15 protein-coding genes are annotated in these 17,446 nt (G+C 33.9%); all 15 read left to right on the top strand.

Annotated features, from left to right (window positions below; translation table 11 throughout):
• Window position 1 precedes the first annotated feature (1 nt).
• The 15 genes from pknB (at window position 2) to HMPREF1252_RS09280 (ending at window position 16,697) form a co-directional block, all read left to right on the top strand.
• The gene (pknB, locus tag HMPREF1252_RS05265; RefSeq protein ID WP_023059697.1) at window positions 2-1,978 is read left to right on the top strand and encodes a Stk1 family PASTA domain-containing Ser/Thr kinase; all 1,977 of its coding nucleotides are present in this window, start codon (window positions 2-4) and stop codon (window positions 1,976-1,978) included.
• Window positions 1,975-2,826 (top strand): ribosome small subunit-dependent GTPase A, encoded by an 852-nt coding sequence (rsgA, locus tag HMPREF1252_RS05260; protein ID WP_023059727.1) that lies wholly within the window; start codon window positions 1,975-1,977, stop codon window positions 2,824-2,826. The genes pknB and rsgA overlap by 4 nt, the downstream gene beginning before the upstream one ends.
• On the top strand, window positions 2,826-3,467 hold the full coding sequence (gene rpe, locus HMPREF1252_RS05255; protein ID WP_023059681.1) for a ribulose-phosphate 3-epimerase: 642 nt from the start codon (window positions 2,826-2,828) through the stop codon (window positions 3,465-3,467). The genes rsgA and rpe overlap by 1 nt, the downstream gene beginning before the upstream one ends.
• A complete protein-coding gene (locus HMPREF1252_RS05250; RefSeq protein WP_023059693.1) occupies window positions 3,464-4,093 on the top strand; it encodes a thiamine diphosphokinase in 630 nt (209 codons plus the stop codon). Before rpe ends, HMPREF1252_RS05250 begins: the two co-directional genes overlap by 4 nt.
• A 144-nt stretch (window positions 4,094-4,237) precedes the next feature.
• Window positions 4,238-5,221: an amidase domain-containing protein gene (locus HMPREF1252_RS05245; RefSeq protein WP_023059735.1), complete on the top strand. Its 984-nt coding sequence runs from the start codon at window positions 4,238-4,240 to the stop codon at window positions 5,219-5,221.
• A 159-nt stretch (window positions 5,222-5,380) separates the two neighbouring features.
• Complete coding sequence (gene hpt, locus HMPREF1252_RS05240; RefSeq protein ID WP_023059716.1) at window positions 5,381-5,905, top strand: hypoxanthine phosphoribosyltransferase; 525 nt, start codon at window positions 5,381-5,383, stop codon at window positions 5,903-5,905.
• A 192-nt stretch (window positions 5,906-6,097) separates the two neighbouring features.
• Entirely contained in the window at window positions 6,098-6,829 is a 732-nt protein-coding gene (locus HMPREF1252_RS09590; protein ID WP_162146406.1) for a CPBP family intramembrane glutamic endopeptidase, read from the top strand.
• Window positions 6,830-6,831: 2 nt separating this feature from the next.
• Window positions 6,832-7,563 (top strand): NAD-dependent deacylase, encoded by a 732-nt coding sequence (locus HMPREF1252_RS05230; protein WP_023059687.1) that lies wholly within the window; start codon window positions 6,832-6,834, stop codon window positions 7,561-7,563.
• A complete protein-coding gene (locus HMPREF1252_RS05225) occupies window positions 7,556-8,263 on the top strand; it encodes a class I SAM-dependent methyltransferase (protein ID WP_023059711.1) in 708 nt (235 codons plus the stop codon). Before HMPREF1252_RS05230 ends, HMPREF1252_RS05225 begins: the two co-directional genes overlap by 8 nt.
• The gene (gene hslO / locus HMPREF1252_RS05220) at window positions 8,247-9,122 is read left to right on the top strand and encodes an Hsp33 family molecular chaperone HslO (RefSeq protein WP_036746959.1); all 876 of its coding nucleotides are present in this window, start codon (window positions 8,247-8,249) and stop codon (window positions 9,120-9,122) included. Before HMPREF1252_RS05225 ends, hslO begins: the two co-directional genes overlap by 17 nt.
• Window positions 9,123-9,608 (top strand): ECF transporter S component, encoded by a 486-nt coding sequence (locus HMPREF1252_RS05215; RefSeq protein WP_023059754.1) that lies wholly within the window; start codon window positions 9,123-9,125, stop codon window positions 9,606-9,608.
• Window positions 9,608-10,186 carry a thymidine kinase gene (locus HMPREF1252_RS05210; RefSeq protein ID WP_023059717.1) on the top strand — a complete coding sequence of 193 codons (579 nt, stop codon included), beginning with the start codon at window positions 9,608-9,610 and terminating at the stop codon, window positions 10,184-10,186. Before HMPREF1252_RS05215 ends, HMPREF1252_RS05210 begins: the two co-directional genes overlap by 1 nt.
• 176 nt (window positions 10,187-10,362) lie before the next feature.
• Window positions 10,363-11,424, top strand: a complete 1,062-nt coding sequence (locus HMPREF1252_RS05205; RefSeq protein ID WP_023059721.1) for a carbohydrate kinase — start codon at window positions 10,363-10,365, stop codon at window positions 11,422-11,424.
• 2 nt (window positions 11,425-11,426) lie between these two features.
• Complete coding sequence (locus HMPREF1252_RS05200; RefSeq protein ID WP_023059755.1) at window positions 11,427-12,350, top strand: pseudouridine-5'-phosphate glycosidase; 924 nt, start codon at window positions 11,427-11,429, stop codon at window positions 12,348-12,350.
• Window positions 12,351-13,106: 756 nt separating this feature from the next.
• Window positions 13,107-16,697 (top strand): S-layer homology domain-containing protein, encoded by a 3,591-nt coding sequence (locus tag HMPREF1252_RS09280; protein ID WP_023059745.1) that lies wholly within the window; start codon window positions 13,107-13,109, stop codon window positions 16,695-16,697.
• The last annotated feature ends 749 nt before the right edge of the window (window positions 16,698-17,446 follow it).

Raw genomic sequence — 17,446 nt, 5'->3', positions numbered from 1 at the left:
AATGATAGGAAAAGTTTTAGGAACTAGATACGAAATTTTAGAAAAAATTGGCACCGGTGGTATGGGCGACGTTTATAAAGCTCATGATAGAAGACTTGACAGAATAGTCGCAATCAAAATATTAAAAGCACAGTACAATGACGAAACCGGTTTTATAAAGAAATTTAAGAGAGAATCACTTGCTGCTGCATCAATTTCACATCCAAGCATAGTAAGTATTTACGATGTTGGAACAGAAGATCTAGCAGGTTTAAAAGTACATTACATCGTAATGGAATATATAGAAGGCAGAACATTAAAAGAAGTTATCAAAGAAGAAGGGCGTATCCCTGAAAAGAGAGCGCTTAACTACGCTATTCAAATCTTGGATGCACTTAAGGTTGCCCATTCAAAGGGAATAGTTCATAGAGATATCAAAAGTCCGAACATCATGATTACCCACGATGACAGGGTAAAGGTAACTGACTTTGGAATCGCAAGAATCGCCGACAACACAACTGTAACTGCAACCAATGCTATTATGGGATCTGTTCATTACTTCTCACCAGAACAAGCAAGGGGAGTAAAGGTAGACAATAGATCCGATATCTATTCTTTGGGGATAGTTCTATATGAAATGCTTACTGGCAAACTTCCATTCGATGCGGAAAATCCTGTTTCAGTTGCACTGATGCAAGTTCAATCCAAGATGCCTAAACCATCAGATACTTATTCAGACATAAGTGAAGACGCAGATATATTGGTAGAAAAACTCACCATGAAAAATCCTGATGACAGATTCAAAGATGCGTCTGCTGCAATAAAAGCGATTAAGGGAATACTCTTAGGTAGAGGCATTAGTATTACAGAAAAGGAAGTAGATCCTCCTGTAAGCAGAAATAAAAAAGTAATAAGACGAGATGATTCCGATCATTCTCCTTATAGCAATATAGCTTTAAATAACGAAGAAAACTTCAAGAAAAAAAGACAGAAACCAAAGAAAAATTCTACTGGACCACTTTTACTAGGAGTGCTTGCGGCGCTACTAACCGTTGCACTACTTGTATTTATAGTTCCAAAAGTTATGTCAAGTAGAAGTGACGACAAGCCAAAGGTACAAGAACCAGAAGTTACAGAATTTGAAGCACCAGACCTACTTGGAAAATCTGAAGCTGAAGTAAGATCAATCTTAAAGACCCTTGGACTTAAACTTGAAATAGAATACGACGAAGAAGACAACAGACCTAATGGAGTTGTTCTTTCTCAAGAACCAGTAATGGGAACTATGATAAAGACTGGAGATACAATTAAGGTATTTTTAAATAAACTAGACGAAGTAGTGACCATTCCAAATGTTATCAATAGAACTAGAGCAGAAGCAGAAGATCTATTCACTTCAAGCTCAATTAATATTGGTGAAGTAAAAGAAGAATATTCAAATGAAATCGAAGCAGGTAAGATCATCTCCACAGAACCGAAAGCAGGATTTGAAATTAAGAGAGGTCAATCTGTCGATCTAGTAATTTCAAAGGGAATAGACAACAATCCTGTAAATGCAATCAACTTCAGGGGTGAAAAACTAACCGTTGCACAAAAATATTTGGAAGATAGTGGCCTTAAGGTTGAAGTTGAATACCAAGAATCAAATGAAGTTGGTAAGGATGAAGTCGTAAGACAAGATCCAATCGGAGAAGTTGCTAAAAACTCCACTGTTCATCTAATAGTTTCTAGTGGACCTGTTACTCAAAGCACTGAACCTAGCGAAAATGAAAGTGATAGCTCAGAAGTAAGTCAAGTATTTAAAACAAAAGTAAACGATGACGGTCAAAGACATAGAGTCGTAGTTACTAGGTATAGAGATGGAGAAAGCATGGTATTTTACGACTACCACAAAACTTTTGAAGATGGAGATATTTCAATAGAAATAAAAGGAAAATCTGGAGACAAATTCGTACTTTCAATAGATGGCGAAGAAGTCGATACAACGGTGCTTAAATGATTGGTAAGATTATTAAATTAACCGGCGGATTTTATTATGTAAAAGATGACAAAGTCTACGAGACAAGAGCTCGTGGACTTTTTCGCCATAAAGATGAAAAACCTGTAGTTGGAGATATCGTTGATTTCGAAGTTGAAAAGGAAATGCTTGGCTACATAACTAATGTTCATCCTAGAAAAAACATGCTAAAGAGACCTCCTGTTGCCAACGTGGACTTGGCACTTGTGATAATTCCTACGAAGAATCCCAACCCAAATATATTTTTAATCGACAAAGTCCTTGCCGAATATGAAAAAGAAGATATGACTGTTAAGATTGTCATCTCTAAAGCGGACTTGGATAAAGATTATGCAAACGAGCTTAAAAATATTTATGAAAAAGCCGGATACGAAACCTTCATTTACAGTGCGATTACTGGAGAAGGAAAAGAAAGTATAAAAAATCTTTTGGAAGGTAAAACTACAGCCTTATCGGGAGTATCAGCAGCAGGAAAATCAACCCTTATTTCAAATATTTTAAATATAAATCTTGAAACGGGAACAGTTTCTTCAAAGCTAAATAGAGGTAAACATACCACAAGACATGTGGAAATATTTCCTGGAGAAAATAATACATTTATCTTTGACACACCAGGATTTTCTAGCTACGAAGTAGATGTTGAAGCAGAAGATCTGAAATATTATTTTAGAGAGTTTAATAAATATTCTTGTAAATTTAACGACTGTCACCATGTAAATGAACCTGGATGTGGAGTTAAAGCTGCATTAGAAAATGGGGAAGTCGAAGAAACCAGGTACGAAAGTTATATAAGACTGTATGAAGAATTAAAAAATAGGAGGAAGTACTAATGATTTCACCGTCAATGCTTTCATGTGACTTTGCAGATTTAAAAGGAGAACTTGAAAAATTAAATATTGGAGGAGCAGATTTCGTTCATCTAGATGTAATGGATGGAAACTACGTTCCAAATATAACCTTTGGAGCTCCAATTATAAAAGCGATGAGACCTCACACAGAGATTCCATTCGATGTGCATCTAATGATTGAAAGACCAGAAAATTTTATAGAAGATTTTGTAAATGCTGGTGCAAATATTATAACCGTGCATCCTTCAACAACGAAACACTTGGATAGGACACTTTCTCTAATTAAGTCCTATGGAGTTAAAGCTGGAGTGGCACTAAATCCTTCCGATGATATTTCAATATTAAATTGGATCTTGGATAAGGTTGATCTTGTACTGGTAATGAGTGTTAATCCAGGATTTGGCGGACAAAAGATGATTGAGTCATCCTTCGAAAAGATAAAAGAAATAAAAAAACTCATTGAAGAAAAAAACTTGGACATAAAGATTGAAGTCGATGGCGGAGTAAAATTAGATAACGCAATGAGATTTTATGAAGCAGGAGCAGATATGTTGGTATCAGGCTCCGGAGTATTCACTGGAGATGCAATAGAAAATATAAAGAGGTTTAAGGCACTAAGATGAAGGGACTTTTAATAAGCGGAGGCACTAAGGTCAGTGAAAAAACTCTTCTTGAAAATATAGATGGAAGGTACATCATAGTTGCTGATGGCGGAATAAAAAATTTGATTGGAACAGATATAATTCCAGACGAAGTGCTTGGAGATTTTGATTCCATAGATGATGTGGGAAGAGAATTTATCGAAAAAAATAATATTAAGATAAAAAAATATCCTACAAAAAAAGATTTCACCGATACAGAACTATGTCTTGAAGTGCTACTTGAAAAGGGTGCAGATGATATTGTGATTCTCGCTGCAACGGGAACGAGACTTGACCATATGTTTTCTTCCATGTTTCTTTTAGAGAGACTGAAAAAAGAAAATGTGGCTGGAAGATTTATCGATGACCACAATGAAGTTAGATTTATTTCTAACGAAGAAGTTGAAATTCCTAAAAATAATTACAAATATTTTTCCATAGTTCCCGTTTCAAAAGAGGTCACACTTTCAATAAAAGGAGCCCACTACGATGTGGAAGATTTTAAATTCAACAGGTACACAATTCGTGCAACTTCAAATCAAATTAAGGATGATTCTGCGAAGATAAAGATAGATGGAGAAGGATTTTTAATTCTTTCCAAGGATTGATTTTAATTTAAATTATTTTCAAGTAGTTTAGGTTAATTTTAATTCATCAAAAAATAAAATTTAATAATATTAATTTAAAACAAATTTAGAGTCTTCTTAGAAATTTTGTAAAACATTCCTGGTACTATAATTAGGAGGTGTATTATGAGATTTTTAAGAAGGCTTTTTTCATTTTTATTTAGAATAATTATTTTGATATTTTTCCTAGGACTTTTAATATTTATCTTCCCTAGGATTGCAAGAAATGTAAAAAATATAAAACTATTTACTCCAAAACCACAAATCGTAAAGAATATAGAAAAGGATGTGGAAGAATTTTTAATTGAAAATTACAGAGGATACTACGACATAGAAAATTTCAAAATCACATCCACAGAAGAAACGGATAGAGGACTGGAATTTACCACAGAATTTAATATGACTCTAACGAAATCTCCAAATGACCTACCTTTTATAAAAAGTTTTAGAGAAAATGCGACCACAGATGAAGCAAAAGATTATGCAAAGTACTTAGAAAACTATGCAAATAATTTCTATAAAAATAAATCAAAGACGAGTCTAGTTTTTCTCATGCCTAATGGCAAAAGTAGTTTCGGTGATTTAAAATTTCCTCTCCATGAAAAAACTCTAGAACTTTCTGCAATTAAGATAGACGAAGCTAGGCTTAGTAGTCTTGGAAAATCTGCAGCAATAAATTACAAAAAAACAATCGGCGAAGGAAATTATGATAGAAAAGAAGCTTGCACATACGCACTAGAACATTATAAAGACGAACCAGAGTACGAAAACAACTGTGCCAATTTCGTATCCACCTGTATAAACAAAGGCGGAATATCTGAAAAGGGAAGTTTCTATCCAGGAGCAATAAACTGGATCACAACAGGATTTAAAAATGATGGTTCAGGGCTTGTTCCATACCTTACTCGCCACGGATTTTTCTATCAAGAAAAATTTCGAGGAAAGGTTGAGCCCGGGTCAATCGTCTATTGGACAGATGCGTCCCATGTTGCTCTTATAACCTACCAAGATACAGTAACCATGAAGTATACAGCCCACACAAAACCAAGACGAAATGAAATTTTACCCCTTGGCAGCAAAACAATTTATTTTACTCCCACTTCTCATTAAGTGGGATTTTTTTATGAAAATTAATGGTATAATAAAATAAGGAGGGATTTATGGGTGTTTATTTTGTACTCGCAATTATAATTATCATACTCTTTACAATCCAACTTACGCTTAATAAGATTTATTTAGAATTAAAAGAAATAAATTCGAGGAGAAAAAATGAAGAATAAGACTAAAAAAATACTTTTTTCGGAAGAAGATATAAGAAATAGAATTGAAAAATTAGGTGCAGAGCTGACACAAGATTATAAGGACAAGAATCTACTAGTAGTATCACTACTTAGAGGTTCATTTATTTTCTGTGCAGACCTAATTAGAAATATGGATTTGGAACTGGAAGTTGATTTCTTAACCACAGCGTCCTATGGTCACGAAGAAAAGAGCAGTGGCGAAGTCAAAATTATCTCTGATCTTAGATCACAAGTTGAAGGAAGAGACGTACTTATAGTCGATGATATAATCGACTCCGGCCATACTTTGAAATCTGTAATCGAACATATAAATAGCAAGAATCCAAAATCTTTAAAGACCTGTGTGCTTCTAGATAAACCTTCTAGAAGAGAAGTGGACGTGGAAGCAGACTACACAGGATTTAAGATAGAAGATGTGTTCATAGTTGGATACGGATTAAATTATGGGGATTATATGAGAAATATCCCTTATATATTTACCTATGAGAACTAGAAATTATTACAAAAAAATATAAATATCTTTACCGTCAATATTTTCTGTCTTATCTTTGGAATACTATTTCTAACCATTGGAAATACCATCCAAGAAAAAAATTTCTTTCTAGGCACATTTATTACAGAAGTGTTCCTACTTCTCATACCTGCCATTATAATTCTATTCTTTTCTGGAAATGTTAAGAGACTTTTGTCGGTAAACAAAATTTCATTTATAAATATAGTCCTTGTAATATTTGTAACGATCCTATCATATCCGATAATACTTCTATTAAATGGACTATTTCTAAATGCAATTTCAAAAGTTGTCGAGTTTAACAACTTTTCACAGGACATATTTACAAAATCATCTTTCTCGATATACTTAGTATTCGCCTGTCTAATACCTTCAATCTGTGAAGAAGTATTCTTCAGGGGGATGATTTTAAATGCCTATGATATCTATGGAAGAAAGTTTGCAATACTTCTTAGCAGTTTTATCTTTGCTATGAGCCATTTCGATATACAAAATTTCGTGGCACCATTTCTTCTAGGAATTTTGTTTGCAAATCTTATGGAACTAACTGGTTCTATCTATGCTCCAATCATAAGCCATTTTACCAATAATATTATAGCAATCCTTGTGGCGAAGTTTTTTAATGACAATTTCATCGGCATCTTTTCAAATTCAAACCTAGCTAAATCCATTGGTTCTACAGAAGCTTTTACAGTAGTGGTACTAACAGTTCTTTCTGTAATAAGTGTAGTGCTTTTAGTAATCATATTTAAATATATGAGCCAAAAGAGAACCATCAGACAAAATAGTGAAGTTTTGAAGACGCCGAGACGTTCCATAGATGATTTTGAGTGGTTTAGTTTTATTCCAGTGTTCGCAGAGTTTATTCTCTACATTATTTACAACTTATCTATTTTTAGGAGGTAGTCATGAGTATTAAAGAAGCGGCAAAACTTATTAAAAATTCAAATGGAGTATTTGCACTTACCGGTGCAGGAATATCTACTGACTCTGGAATCCCAGACTTTAGATCAAGCACAGGCTACTATCAAAAGTTTGATCCAGTTACCGCCCTATCAAGAGAAGTTTTAATGTATGAACCAGAGAGATTCTACAGCGAAGGATATGTAATTCTAAAAGATCTCTTCGATAGAAAGCCTAATAAAGGGCATCTCGCTCTTGCAAAGATGGAAGATTTAGGATACTTGGATGGAATTATAACTCAAAACATAGACAATCTTCATTTTAAAGCAGGATCTAAAAATATTTTTGAAGTTCATGGGGAAACTAGAGACGTCCACTGCATCAAATGCGGCGCTGTCTATCCTTTTGAGTACCTGGTTTCAAAGGTAGAGGAGAAAGAAATACCACCAAAATGTGAAAAATGCGGTGGGACAGTAAGACCAAATGTAGTCATGTTTGGAGATAGTATGCCTCTCGATTTTCAAAAGGCATACACTGCTGCAAGTGGAAAGGATACGCTTATAGTAGTGGGTTCATCTCTAACGGTAAGTCCTGTCAATTTCTTTCCAGAGATGTTTCCTCATTTAATAATAATAAATAACGATAGGACTCCATTCGATTATAGAGCGGACTTTGTATTCCACGAAAATTCGTCGAAAGTACTTTCTGAGATTGTAGAGGAACTAAAAATTGTATAAGGGTTTTGCATATATTTACGATGAACTCATGTATGACTTAGACTACAAAGGTTTTGCAGAGTTTATAAAAGAAAAACTAAAGGGGAAAGAATCGGTTCTAGACATGGGATGTGGCACAGGAACTATGATGAAGCTCCTAGAAGATGATTTTGAAATAGATGGTTTTGATCTTTCACCGGATATGCTTGCAATGGCAAGAAATAAGGTGAAAGGCAATCTCTACTGTCTCGATATGAGAAGTTTCGATATGCATAAGTCCTATGATGCAATCATATCTTCTGGAGATAGTTTAAGCTACATCTTGGATACTGAAGAATTAAAAGATATTTTCAAGAACGTAGCCAATAATTTAAATGAAGGCGGAATATTTATTTTTGATTTAAATACATTTTATAAGTTTCAAAACATGGAAGAGGTCTATATAGATGAAACGGAAAATGTATTTTATATTTGGGAAAATTTCTTCGATGAAGAAGAAAGGCTCAACTACTACGATATCAATTTCTTTGTAAAAGAAGAAAATGGTACATACAGAAGATTTATAGAAAATCATGTGGAATGTGCCCACGATATTAAAACTGTTAAAAATTACTTAGAAGGATGTGGTTTTAGAGTAGAACTATATAATAATTACAGCGATGAAGGAGGTATAGACACAGCTAAACGTGTCACGTTTGTTTGTTATGGGGAAAATTTATAGTACAATTTCAAAAGACAAGACGATTAAGATGAGGTTTGCAGACACGACGGATGTGGTAAATGATGCAAGACTTGCCCACGGTCTATGTAAAACAGCTGCATGTGCTTTGGGTAGGACACTTACTGCAACATCTATAATGGCGTCGACTCTTAAAAACGAAAATGATACCATTACAGCTATCATTGCAGGAGATGGACCTGGTGGAAGGATAGTTGTAACAGGAAAAAATGATGGAAAGATAAAAGGATATGTAGATAACAATGTGGATTTGCCTGCGAGAGAATCTGATGGCAAGATTGACGTCAGCGGATTTATAGGCAAGGGAACATTAAATATCACAATGGACCTTGGAATGAAAGAGCCTTACTCCGGCTCGGTACCACTTTTAACATCAGAGATAGGAGATGACTTTGCATACTATCTCTTAAATTCCAACCAAGTTAAATCAGCGGTTGGTCTTGGGGTGCTTGTGGATGTGGACTTAAGCATAAAAGAAGCGGGAGGATTTATCCTAGAACTTATGCCTGACTGTCCCGAAGAAAATATAGAAATAATTGAGAAAAATCTGGCACCTATCAAATCCATAACGGATTTACTTCTTGAATATATTCCAGAAGAAATAATAAAGAAGATCTATGGAGAAATGGAATATGAAATTCTAGAAGTAAAAGATATAGAATTTGGATGCAACTGTAGCAGAGAAAAGGTAGAGGATTCCATAGCATCCATAGGAGTCCACGAAATAGAAAAGATCATAGAAGAAGATGGTAAGGCCCACGTGGTTTGCCATTTCTGTTCAAAGGAATATGATTTTAACAAAGAAGATTTAGAAGAAATAATTAAAAAGGCGGCGAAATAAATGAAAAGTACAAAAAATATAACTATCACAGCTCTATCAGCAGCACTAATTTTCCTATTTACATGGCTAAAAGTTCCGGGACCAATTGCCGGAGGCTTAGTTCACCTGGGTAATGTTCCATTCTTCGTGGCATCCATCGTCTATGGACCATATGTGGGAGCCATAGCAGGAGCACTTGGTATGGGAATGTTTGATATATTCTCTGGATACTTAGCATGGGCACCAATTACAGTAATCACATGTCTAATCATGGGATACGTACTAGGAAATGTGACCAAAAAATTTAACGTACAAAATCTTTTAATAGGATTTGTACTAATGGTAGTGATAAAGGTACTAGGATATTACTTCGGCGAAGCAATTATGTATCATTCATTCGTAGCACCATTCGCATCAATACCTGGAAATGTTGTACAGATAATTGTAAGTGCAGTGGTGGTATTTATTATAATATCTCCAATCAAGAAAGGACTTAAAAATATATAATGCATCAATATAAAGGTAAATTAATCATGCACACAGGCTCCATGTTTTCTGGTAAAACATCTAGTCTGGAAAGAGAAATGAAGAGATTTGCCATTGCAGGATACAAAACCTGTGCATTTAAACCTGCAATGGATACAAGGGATAAGAAGGACAGAATCACCACCCACGACAAGACCTATATAGAAGCGGTGATGGTTGATTCTGTAAAAGATATTGTAAAATTTGTAGAAGAAAATCCCGTTGACGTGGTGGGAATAGATGAGATTCAATTCCTCGGCGGCGAAAGAAAAGAGATTTTAGAAGATATAAATAAACTATTATACGATGGCAAGACTGTCGTAGTGGCAGGGCTTGATATGGACTTCGAAGCTCATCCATTTGAAATTGTAAAAGATCTTATGCCAATTTGTGACTACATCACCAAACATCACGCAGTATGCGTAAAATGCGGCAGCGACGCATGGGTTTCCCATAGAAAATCAGACGACACCCAAAGGGTCGTAATCGGAGCGCAAAACGAATACGAACCAATCTGTAGAAACTGCTACAATCTTATGAAAAAGAATAAAGACGAATAGAAGAGATAGTGGAGACACTATCTTTTTTTGTTGGAAGTTTTTTATTTAAAAGTAACAAAATAAAATTTAAATAAATTTTTAAATTTTAAATTTATAGATAATATAAACTTCACAGAAATTCTATTGAAAAAGACTAGACTTATGATTATAATATAAACAAAAGTCGAGGTGATTATATGACTCCAAGAGAAGAAGAAATACTAGCTCTTATTAAAAAAAATCCATCCATCTCACAGAATGAAATGGCGGATTTGCTTAATATATCTAGAAGTTCTGTAGCCACATATATTTCAGCTCTTTCAGAGAAGGGATATATAGAAGGCAGAGGATATATTCTTGGAAAGCGAAAAAAGATAATGGTAGTAGGCGGTGCCAATGCAGATATTCTCTCAGTGCCGTTTAAAAAACTTATTATGAGAGATTCAAATCCTGGTCACATAACCACTTCTCCTGGAGGAGTAGGCAGAAATATTGCAGAAAACTTGGCAAGGCTTGGCTCAACAGTTTCCTTTATAGGAGTTATAGGTTCCGATGCGGAGGCTCAAATAATTGAAAAGTCTCTTACAAATGTAAACTGCGATACCAAGGATATGATGAGGATCCATGGCAAGAATTCTTCTAAGTACTTGGCGATTCACGATGAAAACCACGACATGATCTACGCCGTTGCAGATATGGACATTATGGACTCTTTAAATGTAGAATTTTTGAAAACAAAATCTAGCATTATAAAGAGTTTTGACATGTTAGTCATCGATACAAATCTAAGGGAAGATGCTATAGAATACCTGCTCAGCTTGGGAATTGAGACCATGGTTGAAGCTGTGTCTGTGAATAAAGCAATAAAACTTAGAGACCATGTTTCGAAGATTTCAATCCTAAAGGCAAACAAATATGAAATAGAAGAGATATCTGGAATCGAAGTTAAGGATGAAAAATCTCTAAAAGAGGCACTTAAATCTCTAATAGATAAGGGAATAAAAGAAATCGTCCTAACTATGGGAGAGGAAGGAGCAATCTACTATTCAGAAGGAAATTATGTTAAACAAGGTGCCCTTAAGGCGGATATAGTGAACGTCTCTGGAGCAGGAGATGCATTCTGTGCTGGGTATGCCCACGCATACTTAAATGATATGGATATCAAAGACAGACTTAAGTTTGCTTCAAAATGTTCCAAAATTACATTGGAATCAGAAGGAGCAGTATCAGATAAATTAAATATAGAAAGTGTGAGGTAAAAATGAACAAAGAAGTTTTAAAAAAATACGTTGATTACAGTGACGAAGTTAAGAAAGCAATGGAAGAAGGTCGCCCAATAGTTGCCCTTGAATCCACAATTATTTCCCATGGAATGCCATATCCAATGAATTTAGAAACAGCGAAAGCAGTTGAAGATATCATCAGAAAAGAAGGAGCAACACCAGCTACAACAGCAATTATAAATGGAAGAATAAAGGTAGGTCTTTCAGAAGAAGAACTTAAATTTATGGCTACTTCAAAAGATATTATCAAATGTTCTAGAAGAGACTACCCATACATCGTTGCAAATAAATTAAACGGAGGCACCACAGTTGCATCTACCATCATCACCTGTGCAATCGCAGGAATAAAAGTATTTGTAACAGGAGGAATCGGTGGAGTTCACAGAGGAGCAGAAAAGACTTTCGATATTTCTAGAGACTTACAAGAACTTGCAAACAACGAAGTATTAGTAGTTTGCGCCGGAGCAAAATCAATTCTAGACATTGGACTTACACTAGAATACCTAGAAACATTTGGGGTACCTGTACTTGGAATGAGAACAGAAGAAATGCCAGCCTTCTTCACAAGAAGATCAGGATTTAAACTAGACTATGAAGTTAAATCAGAAGAAGAAGCAGCAAATATCGCAAGCACAAAATGGGAACTTGGACTAAACGGCGGAATCGTAGTTGCAAATCCAATTCCAGAAGAATCACAAATGGACGAAGATAAAATAAATACTGCAATTAAAGAAGCCCTAGTTGAAGCGGAAGAAAAGGGAATCCACGGCAAAGAAACCACACCATTCTTACTACAAAAAGTATTGGAAGCAACAGAAGGTAAATCACTAGAAGCAAACATCGCTCTAGTAAAACATAATGCAGAAGTAGGAGCTAAGATAGCAGTAGCTATGAATAAATAGATATAAAAAAATTAACCATAGATAGAAATATCTATGGTTTTTTTGTATGATGGCATGTTCTAATGCTGGGGTGAAATTCCCTACAGAGCGTAGTTATCAACGAATCTAATAGCGACTTGCAAGTTTTAGATGGTGACATCTAGGAGAGAAGAAGCAATAGCGAAATCGTGACTTGACGAACAGGAACAGAATATAAGGCGTAAAAGGTGGGCAAGCTAGCCAAAGATAGCAAAGACCCAAAAGATAACCGTAAACCCAAGGCGTAAATTCTGCAAGTAAACGATGAAAGTATTAGGGCTTATCCCGTGAGGTCTCATAGACGACTCAGTAGTAACAACGAACTATGAGAAGTCAGCAGACTCCATAGTAGTGAAGAAGTTTCTGTAATGGAAATGGAGCGAAGGGATGAACGATATTTATTGTAATATTTGAAAAGAATGTACTATGACTTGATGGAACACAAGGAATGACGTATTCATTTCTCAAGGTTCGGATACAAAAAGAATAAAGTTAAATAGAAACATCAGTAATAAATAATATTATACAAGAAAATATTGAACCGTCGTATGCCGAACGGGCACGTACGGGTGGTGTGAAAGGGGCTAGTTCTTAGCCCATATTCGATTTGTAGTAGAGATAATTAAGTAGATAAAATTATAAAATAAAATATATATATTTTAATATATAAAATTGATTTTAAGCTTATTAAATGATATACTTTATTAAGATAAAACAATAAAAAAGGAGGAGATTTTATTGAAAAGATGGCTATCATTTGTTTTGGCAATGCTTATGATTCTTACTTCAATACCGTTTGAATCAGTGGAGGCAGCTCAACCAAAAACAGATTATAAGGATTTCTATGCAGCAGATAAGATAGATTTCCTTGTACAAAATGGCTATGTAGAAGGCTATGAAGATGGAAGCGTTCGTCCTTTGGCTAATTTAACTAGGGCTGAATTTGTGACAATAATAAATAAAGCTTTCAAATTTAAAGAAGAGACTGCGGTTTCTTTTACAGATGTAAGTAAAGATTCTTGGTATTATAAGGAAATTGCTAAGGGGTGTGCGGCGAATTATATAAAGGGTTATCCAGATGGAACATTTAGACCAAACGCCACAATTACAAAAAATGAAGTGGCAAGCATTTTATTTAGTTTAACTAAAAACATTAAACTAGAAGAAGATAGGTCACATTCTTTCACGGATTTAGAAAGCCAAGATTCTTGGGTTGTTTCTATGGCAAAAAAGGCAAATTCTCTTGGACTTTATAAAGGATATGAACCAACATTTTTTGAAGGTAGAAAAAATATACTTAGGGGAGAAGCTTTTATTAACTTATTTAATTTAATAAAACTTATTGAAGAAAATGGAGATAAAGAAGTAGCACAAAACTTAGATAAGAACAAGAAATCAGAAAACAACAATACTGGGTTTAATTATTATAATTACTATCCATTCTATCCATCAAAAGATGATAAGAAGTCAGGTAATATAGTTAATCCAGCTGATCCAAATAAACCTAACAAACCTAACGAAAATCCAGATACAACTGATCCATCAGATTCTGGTAAAAAGCCTGATCCATCAGATCCTGGCACAAAACCTGATCCAACAGAACCAGGTACAGGCAATGAAACTGAGGATCCAAATGAAAATCCAGATTCTGAAAATAAAGGTACTGTAGATATAGTTGATATACCAATGCCTTATGACAAGGATAAGGTTGAACGTGATGATGCTATTGCACATATAATTGGAATAAATGATTACCAATCTTTAATAACAGACGAAAAGCAACTTAATGTAGAGGGATTTGTTATAAATGGTAATCAAGTAAATAAAATTAGGTATGGAAGAGGAGCTTTTGGTTATCAAAATCCTGAAAAGGGAGAAACTAAACTTGATGATGAAAATAATTTTACGATTCCTTTGGAAAATGTAGAGATTGGTAGTAACCGTCTTGAAGTTTTCTTCGAAATGAAAGATGGGTCAGTTAAAGAAAAAGTTGTTTTCATTGAAAGAGTTAATAAAGAAATAACAATAAAAGACAACATTACAACTATAACAAAAGAATGGACTGATAAGTTCTTTACAGAAGCTACATTCGTTTATGACTCATTAAATGACCCAGATATAGTTTATGTTGCATATCCAAAAGACTCTAGCTTTGTAGAAGAATTTAAAAAAATTCACTCTGATGAAGATGGAAGTAGTATAGTTGTATTTGACTATGATGTTATATTTTCTAGAGGGTTTGCTGGATATTACACTTACAACGATATAAAAAGTGACTTAGATGGATATAGCGATGAAGATCTTGAAGAGAAAAATCCAGATGATTATATATTAATGGCATTTAAAGAAAATCAAAGTGAAGGACTTTATGATGAAGATGTTGTTAATATGGTTACAAGTGAAGCATTAATGCCATCTGAAGACAATGTATTCCTTACTGAAGAAGGAATAAATAATAAGGAATTACTAGAAGAAAAACTTGAAGCTATACTCAGTGAAAATACTGAAAATTTAGAAACAGATAATTCTATTAATGAAATGAATTATGATGAATCAGAAGAATTTTCAGGAATACAGCCATATATGGCTAGATCTGCATTTAGCGATATGATTGTAAATATTGGAAAATTTAAAACTACTTTTAATGTAAAGAAGAAAAAAACAGTAAAAAGAATATCTAAAAACAGCGTAGGTGCAAGTTTTGGTTACACAGCAAATCTTGATATAAACGGAGATAAAATAGTTAATATCGAAAAAGGTTTTAATAAATATTTTGCTGAAAAAGGAAATCCCGATGGAAACCCAAATGCAAAAATAGGTTTTGGAGCTGATATATCTTTTAATTATAACAAAGATCTCACATTGGATTTAGATTCAACAGTAAAATTCCAAGAAATGAAACTTTTTGAAAAATACTCTAAATACGCAGATATATCAATTCCTGTAGGAATGTATATGAAATCTGATTGTGTCCTTACTGACAAGAACTCTATGAAGCTTGCAATTACAGCATCTAGCTCATTAAAAGGTAATACAAAAGACAATAAAGTTAAATCTAAACACTTATTACAAATACCACTAAAGGGTGTATTAGATAAATATAACAATAGGAAATACTTGATGTTTATTACTATTCCAATAAAATCTATTAAGCCCAAGGTCAAAACGTCCGCTGGAACTTCTCAAACTGCAAAAGGGGCAATGAGTGGTTGTCTTTTAGGTGTTTTTGCTGGTGTATATATAGATATGAATGGCAATTTAAAGGTTGATTGTTATGCAAATTTAAACACAAAAATTGGACACACCTATGAAATATCACTGGCAAATAAAGAAATTCAAAATTATACCAATTATACAGTTAAAGGGAAAAATGCTAAATTAACAAATATCCATGTAGATCTACCAAACTTTATTAATAAAACTTTCAAAATTAAAGACTTCAATTATGTTTATGGAACAAGAGGCAGTAAAAGATATCCAGAAGCGTCACTTGAAGCTGGAGTAATCGGAAATGCAAACTTGACACTTACCCCTGGTGTGGATATTGGATTAATTACTTTAGGAAATATGTATCTAATGATCAATAGTGAGCTTATAAATACATTTAAAGGAGAAGGGGAATTTGTTTATAAGTATAAGAATAATAAAAGTAATGACTATTATACTGGTAAGTTAAGCTGCAACGGAAAGTTATCTGCTAGTGGTATGGCTGTAATAAAACTGGAAAAGATATTTAATATCGACAAAAAAACAAAACTTTTTGGACCAAAAGAAGTTTATCAATATAGTTACAATTTCGGGAAAATAGATGATAGCTTAGAAGGCTTTGTAAACGTGTATAATTATTCAAATAACGGATGGGCTTATGATGGACTTACAATAAAGATAAAATCCTTAAAAGATAATAAAGTCAAAGGAAAGCAAAATCTAGGAGGTTTAGGCGGAGAATTTCTTTTTAAAAATATTCCTAATGGAAAATATGTTTTAATAATAGAAGATAAACGTGGTAATTTTGTTGCATCTAAAGAAATAGAAGTTGTAAATAAAAAAACTTCAAAAGAGCTTACAGAAATAAGAGTTAATGCTCCTAAACATTGGATTCACATTGGGGGAAAAGATGGAGGACCAAATAAGGGGACCGTTGAAGTTTATGAAGAGGGTAAAAAAATTGCAACTTTAAGAATAAATAAATACGGAGATGCTTTTATAACTTTAGAAAAAAATAAAATTTATACTATGGTTGTATCAACTCCAGAATACGGTTCTACAAGTATAGAGGTTGACGGATCAAAGGTATCTAACGAAATATATATTGAAATTGGAGATTAGATTGATTTATTTTTATTTTTATATCATCTAGCAATGTAAAATCACTAAAGAAGGATATTTCCAAAAGAGGTGAATTAATAATTAATTCATCTCTTTTTTTGTATGACGGGCATGTTCTAATGCTGGGATGAAATTCCCTACAGAGCGTAGTTATCAACGAATCTAATAGCGACTTGCAAGTTTTAGATGGTGACATCTAGGAGAGAAGAAGCAATAGCGAAATCGTGACTTGAGGAACAGGAACAGAATATAAGGCGTAAAAGGTGGGTAAGCTAGCCAAAGATAGCAAAGGACCAAAAGGTAACCGTAAACCCAAGGCGTAAATTCTGCAAGTAAACGATGAAAGTATTAGGGCTTATCCAGTGAGGTCTCATAGACGACTCAGTAGTAACAACGAATTATGAGAAGTCAGCAGACTCCATAGTAGTGAAGAAGTTTCTGTAATGGAAATGGAGCGAAGGGATGAACGATATTTATTGTAATATTTGAAAAGGATGTACTATGACTTGATGGAATACAAGGAATGACGTATTCATTTCTCAAGGTTCGGATACAAAAAGAATAAAGTTAAATAGAAACATCAGTAATAAATAATATTATACAAGAAAATATTGAACCGCTGTATGCCGAACGGCACGTATGGGTGGTGTGAAAGGGGCTAGTTCTTAGCCCCTATTCGATTATAAAATTTATTTTTTTGTTAGTTTTATAAATTTTATGGAAAATTTTTATTTGGACATAAAAAAAGA

Origin of the sequence: Peptoniphilus sp. BV3AC2, from assembly GCF_000478945.1 — a bacterium.
GTDB classification, from domain to species: domain Bacteria; phylum Bacillota; class Clostridia; order Tissierellales; family Peptoniphilaceae; genus Peptoniphilus_B; species Peptoniphilus_B duerdenii.
Note: the sequence above shows the minus strand (reverse complement) of the source record. Positions and strands in the feature narration are given on the sequence as shown.

Excerpts from the sequence above, each read along its gene's own strand:
- hslO (WP_036746959.1), top strand. The coding sequence starts at position 8,247 with ATGGGGAAAATTTATAGTACAATTTCAAAAGACAAGACGATTAAGATG.
- rsgA (WP_023059727.1), top strand. The coding sequence starts at position 1,975 with ATGATTGGTAAGATTATTAAATTAACCGGCGGATTTTATTATGTAAAA.
- HMPREF1252_RS05205 (WP_023059721.1), top strand. The coding sequence starts at position 10,363 with ATGACTCCAAGAGAAGAAGAAATACTAGCTCTTATTAAAAAAAATCCA.
- HMPREF1252_RS05215 (WP_023059754.1), top strand. The coding sequence starts at position 9,123 with ATGAAAAGTACAAAAAATATAACTATCACAGCTCTATCAGCAGCACTA.
- HMPREF1252_RS05230 (WP_023059687.1), top strand. The coding sequence starts at position 6,832 with ATGAGTATTAAAGAAGCGGCAAAACTTATTAAAAATTCAAATGGAGTA.
- HMPREF1252_RS05200 (WP_023059755.1), top strand. The coding sequence starts at position 11,427 with ATGAACAAAGAAGTTTTAAAAAAATACGTTGATTACAGTGACGAAGTT.
- HMPREF1252_RS05210 (WP_023059717.1), top strand. The coding sequence starts at position 9,608 with ATGCATCAATATAAAGGTAAATTAATCATGCACACAGGCTCCATGTTT.
- hpt (WP_023059716.1), top strand. The coding sequence starts at position 5,381 with ATGAAGAATAAGACTAAAAAAATACTTTTTTCGGAAGAAGATATAAGA.
- pknB (WP_023059697.1), top strand. The coding sequence starts at position 2 with ATGATAGGAAAAGTTTTAGGAACTAGATACGAAATTTTAGAAAAAATT.
- HMPREF1252_RS05250 (WP_023059693.1), top strand. The coding sequence starts at position 3,464 with ATGAAGGGACTTTTAATAAGCGGAGGCACTAAGGTCAGTGAAAAAACT.
- rpe (WP_023059681.1), top strand. The coding sequence starts at position 2,826 with ATGATTTCACCGTCAATGCTTTCATGTGACTTTGCAGATTTAAAAGGA.
- HMPREF1252_RS05245 (WP_023059735.1), top strand. The coding sequence starts at position 4,238 with ATGAGATTTTTAAGAAGGCTTTTTTCATTTTTATTTAGAATAATTATT.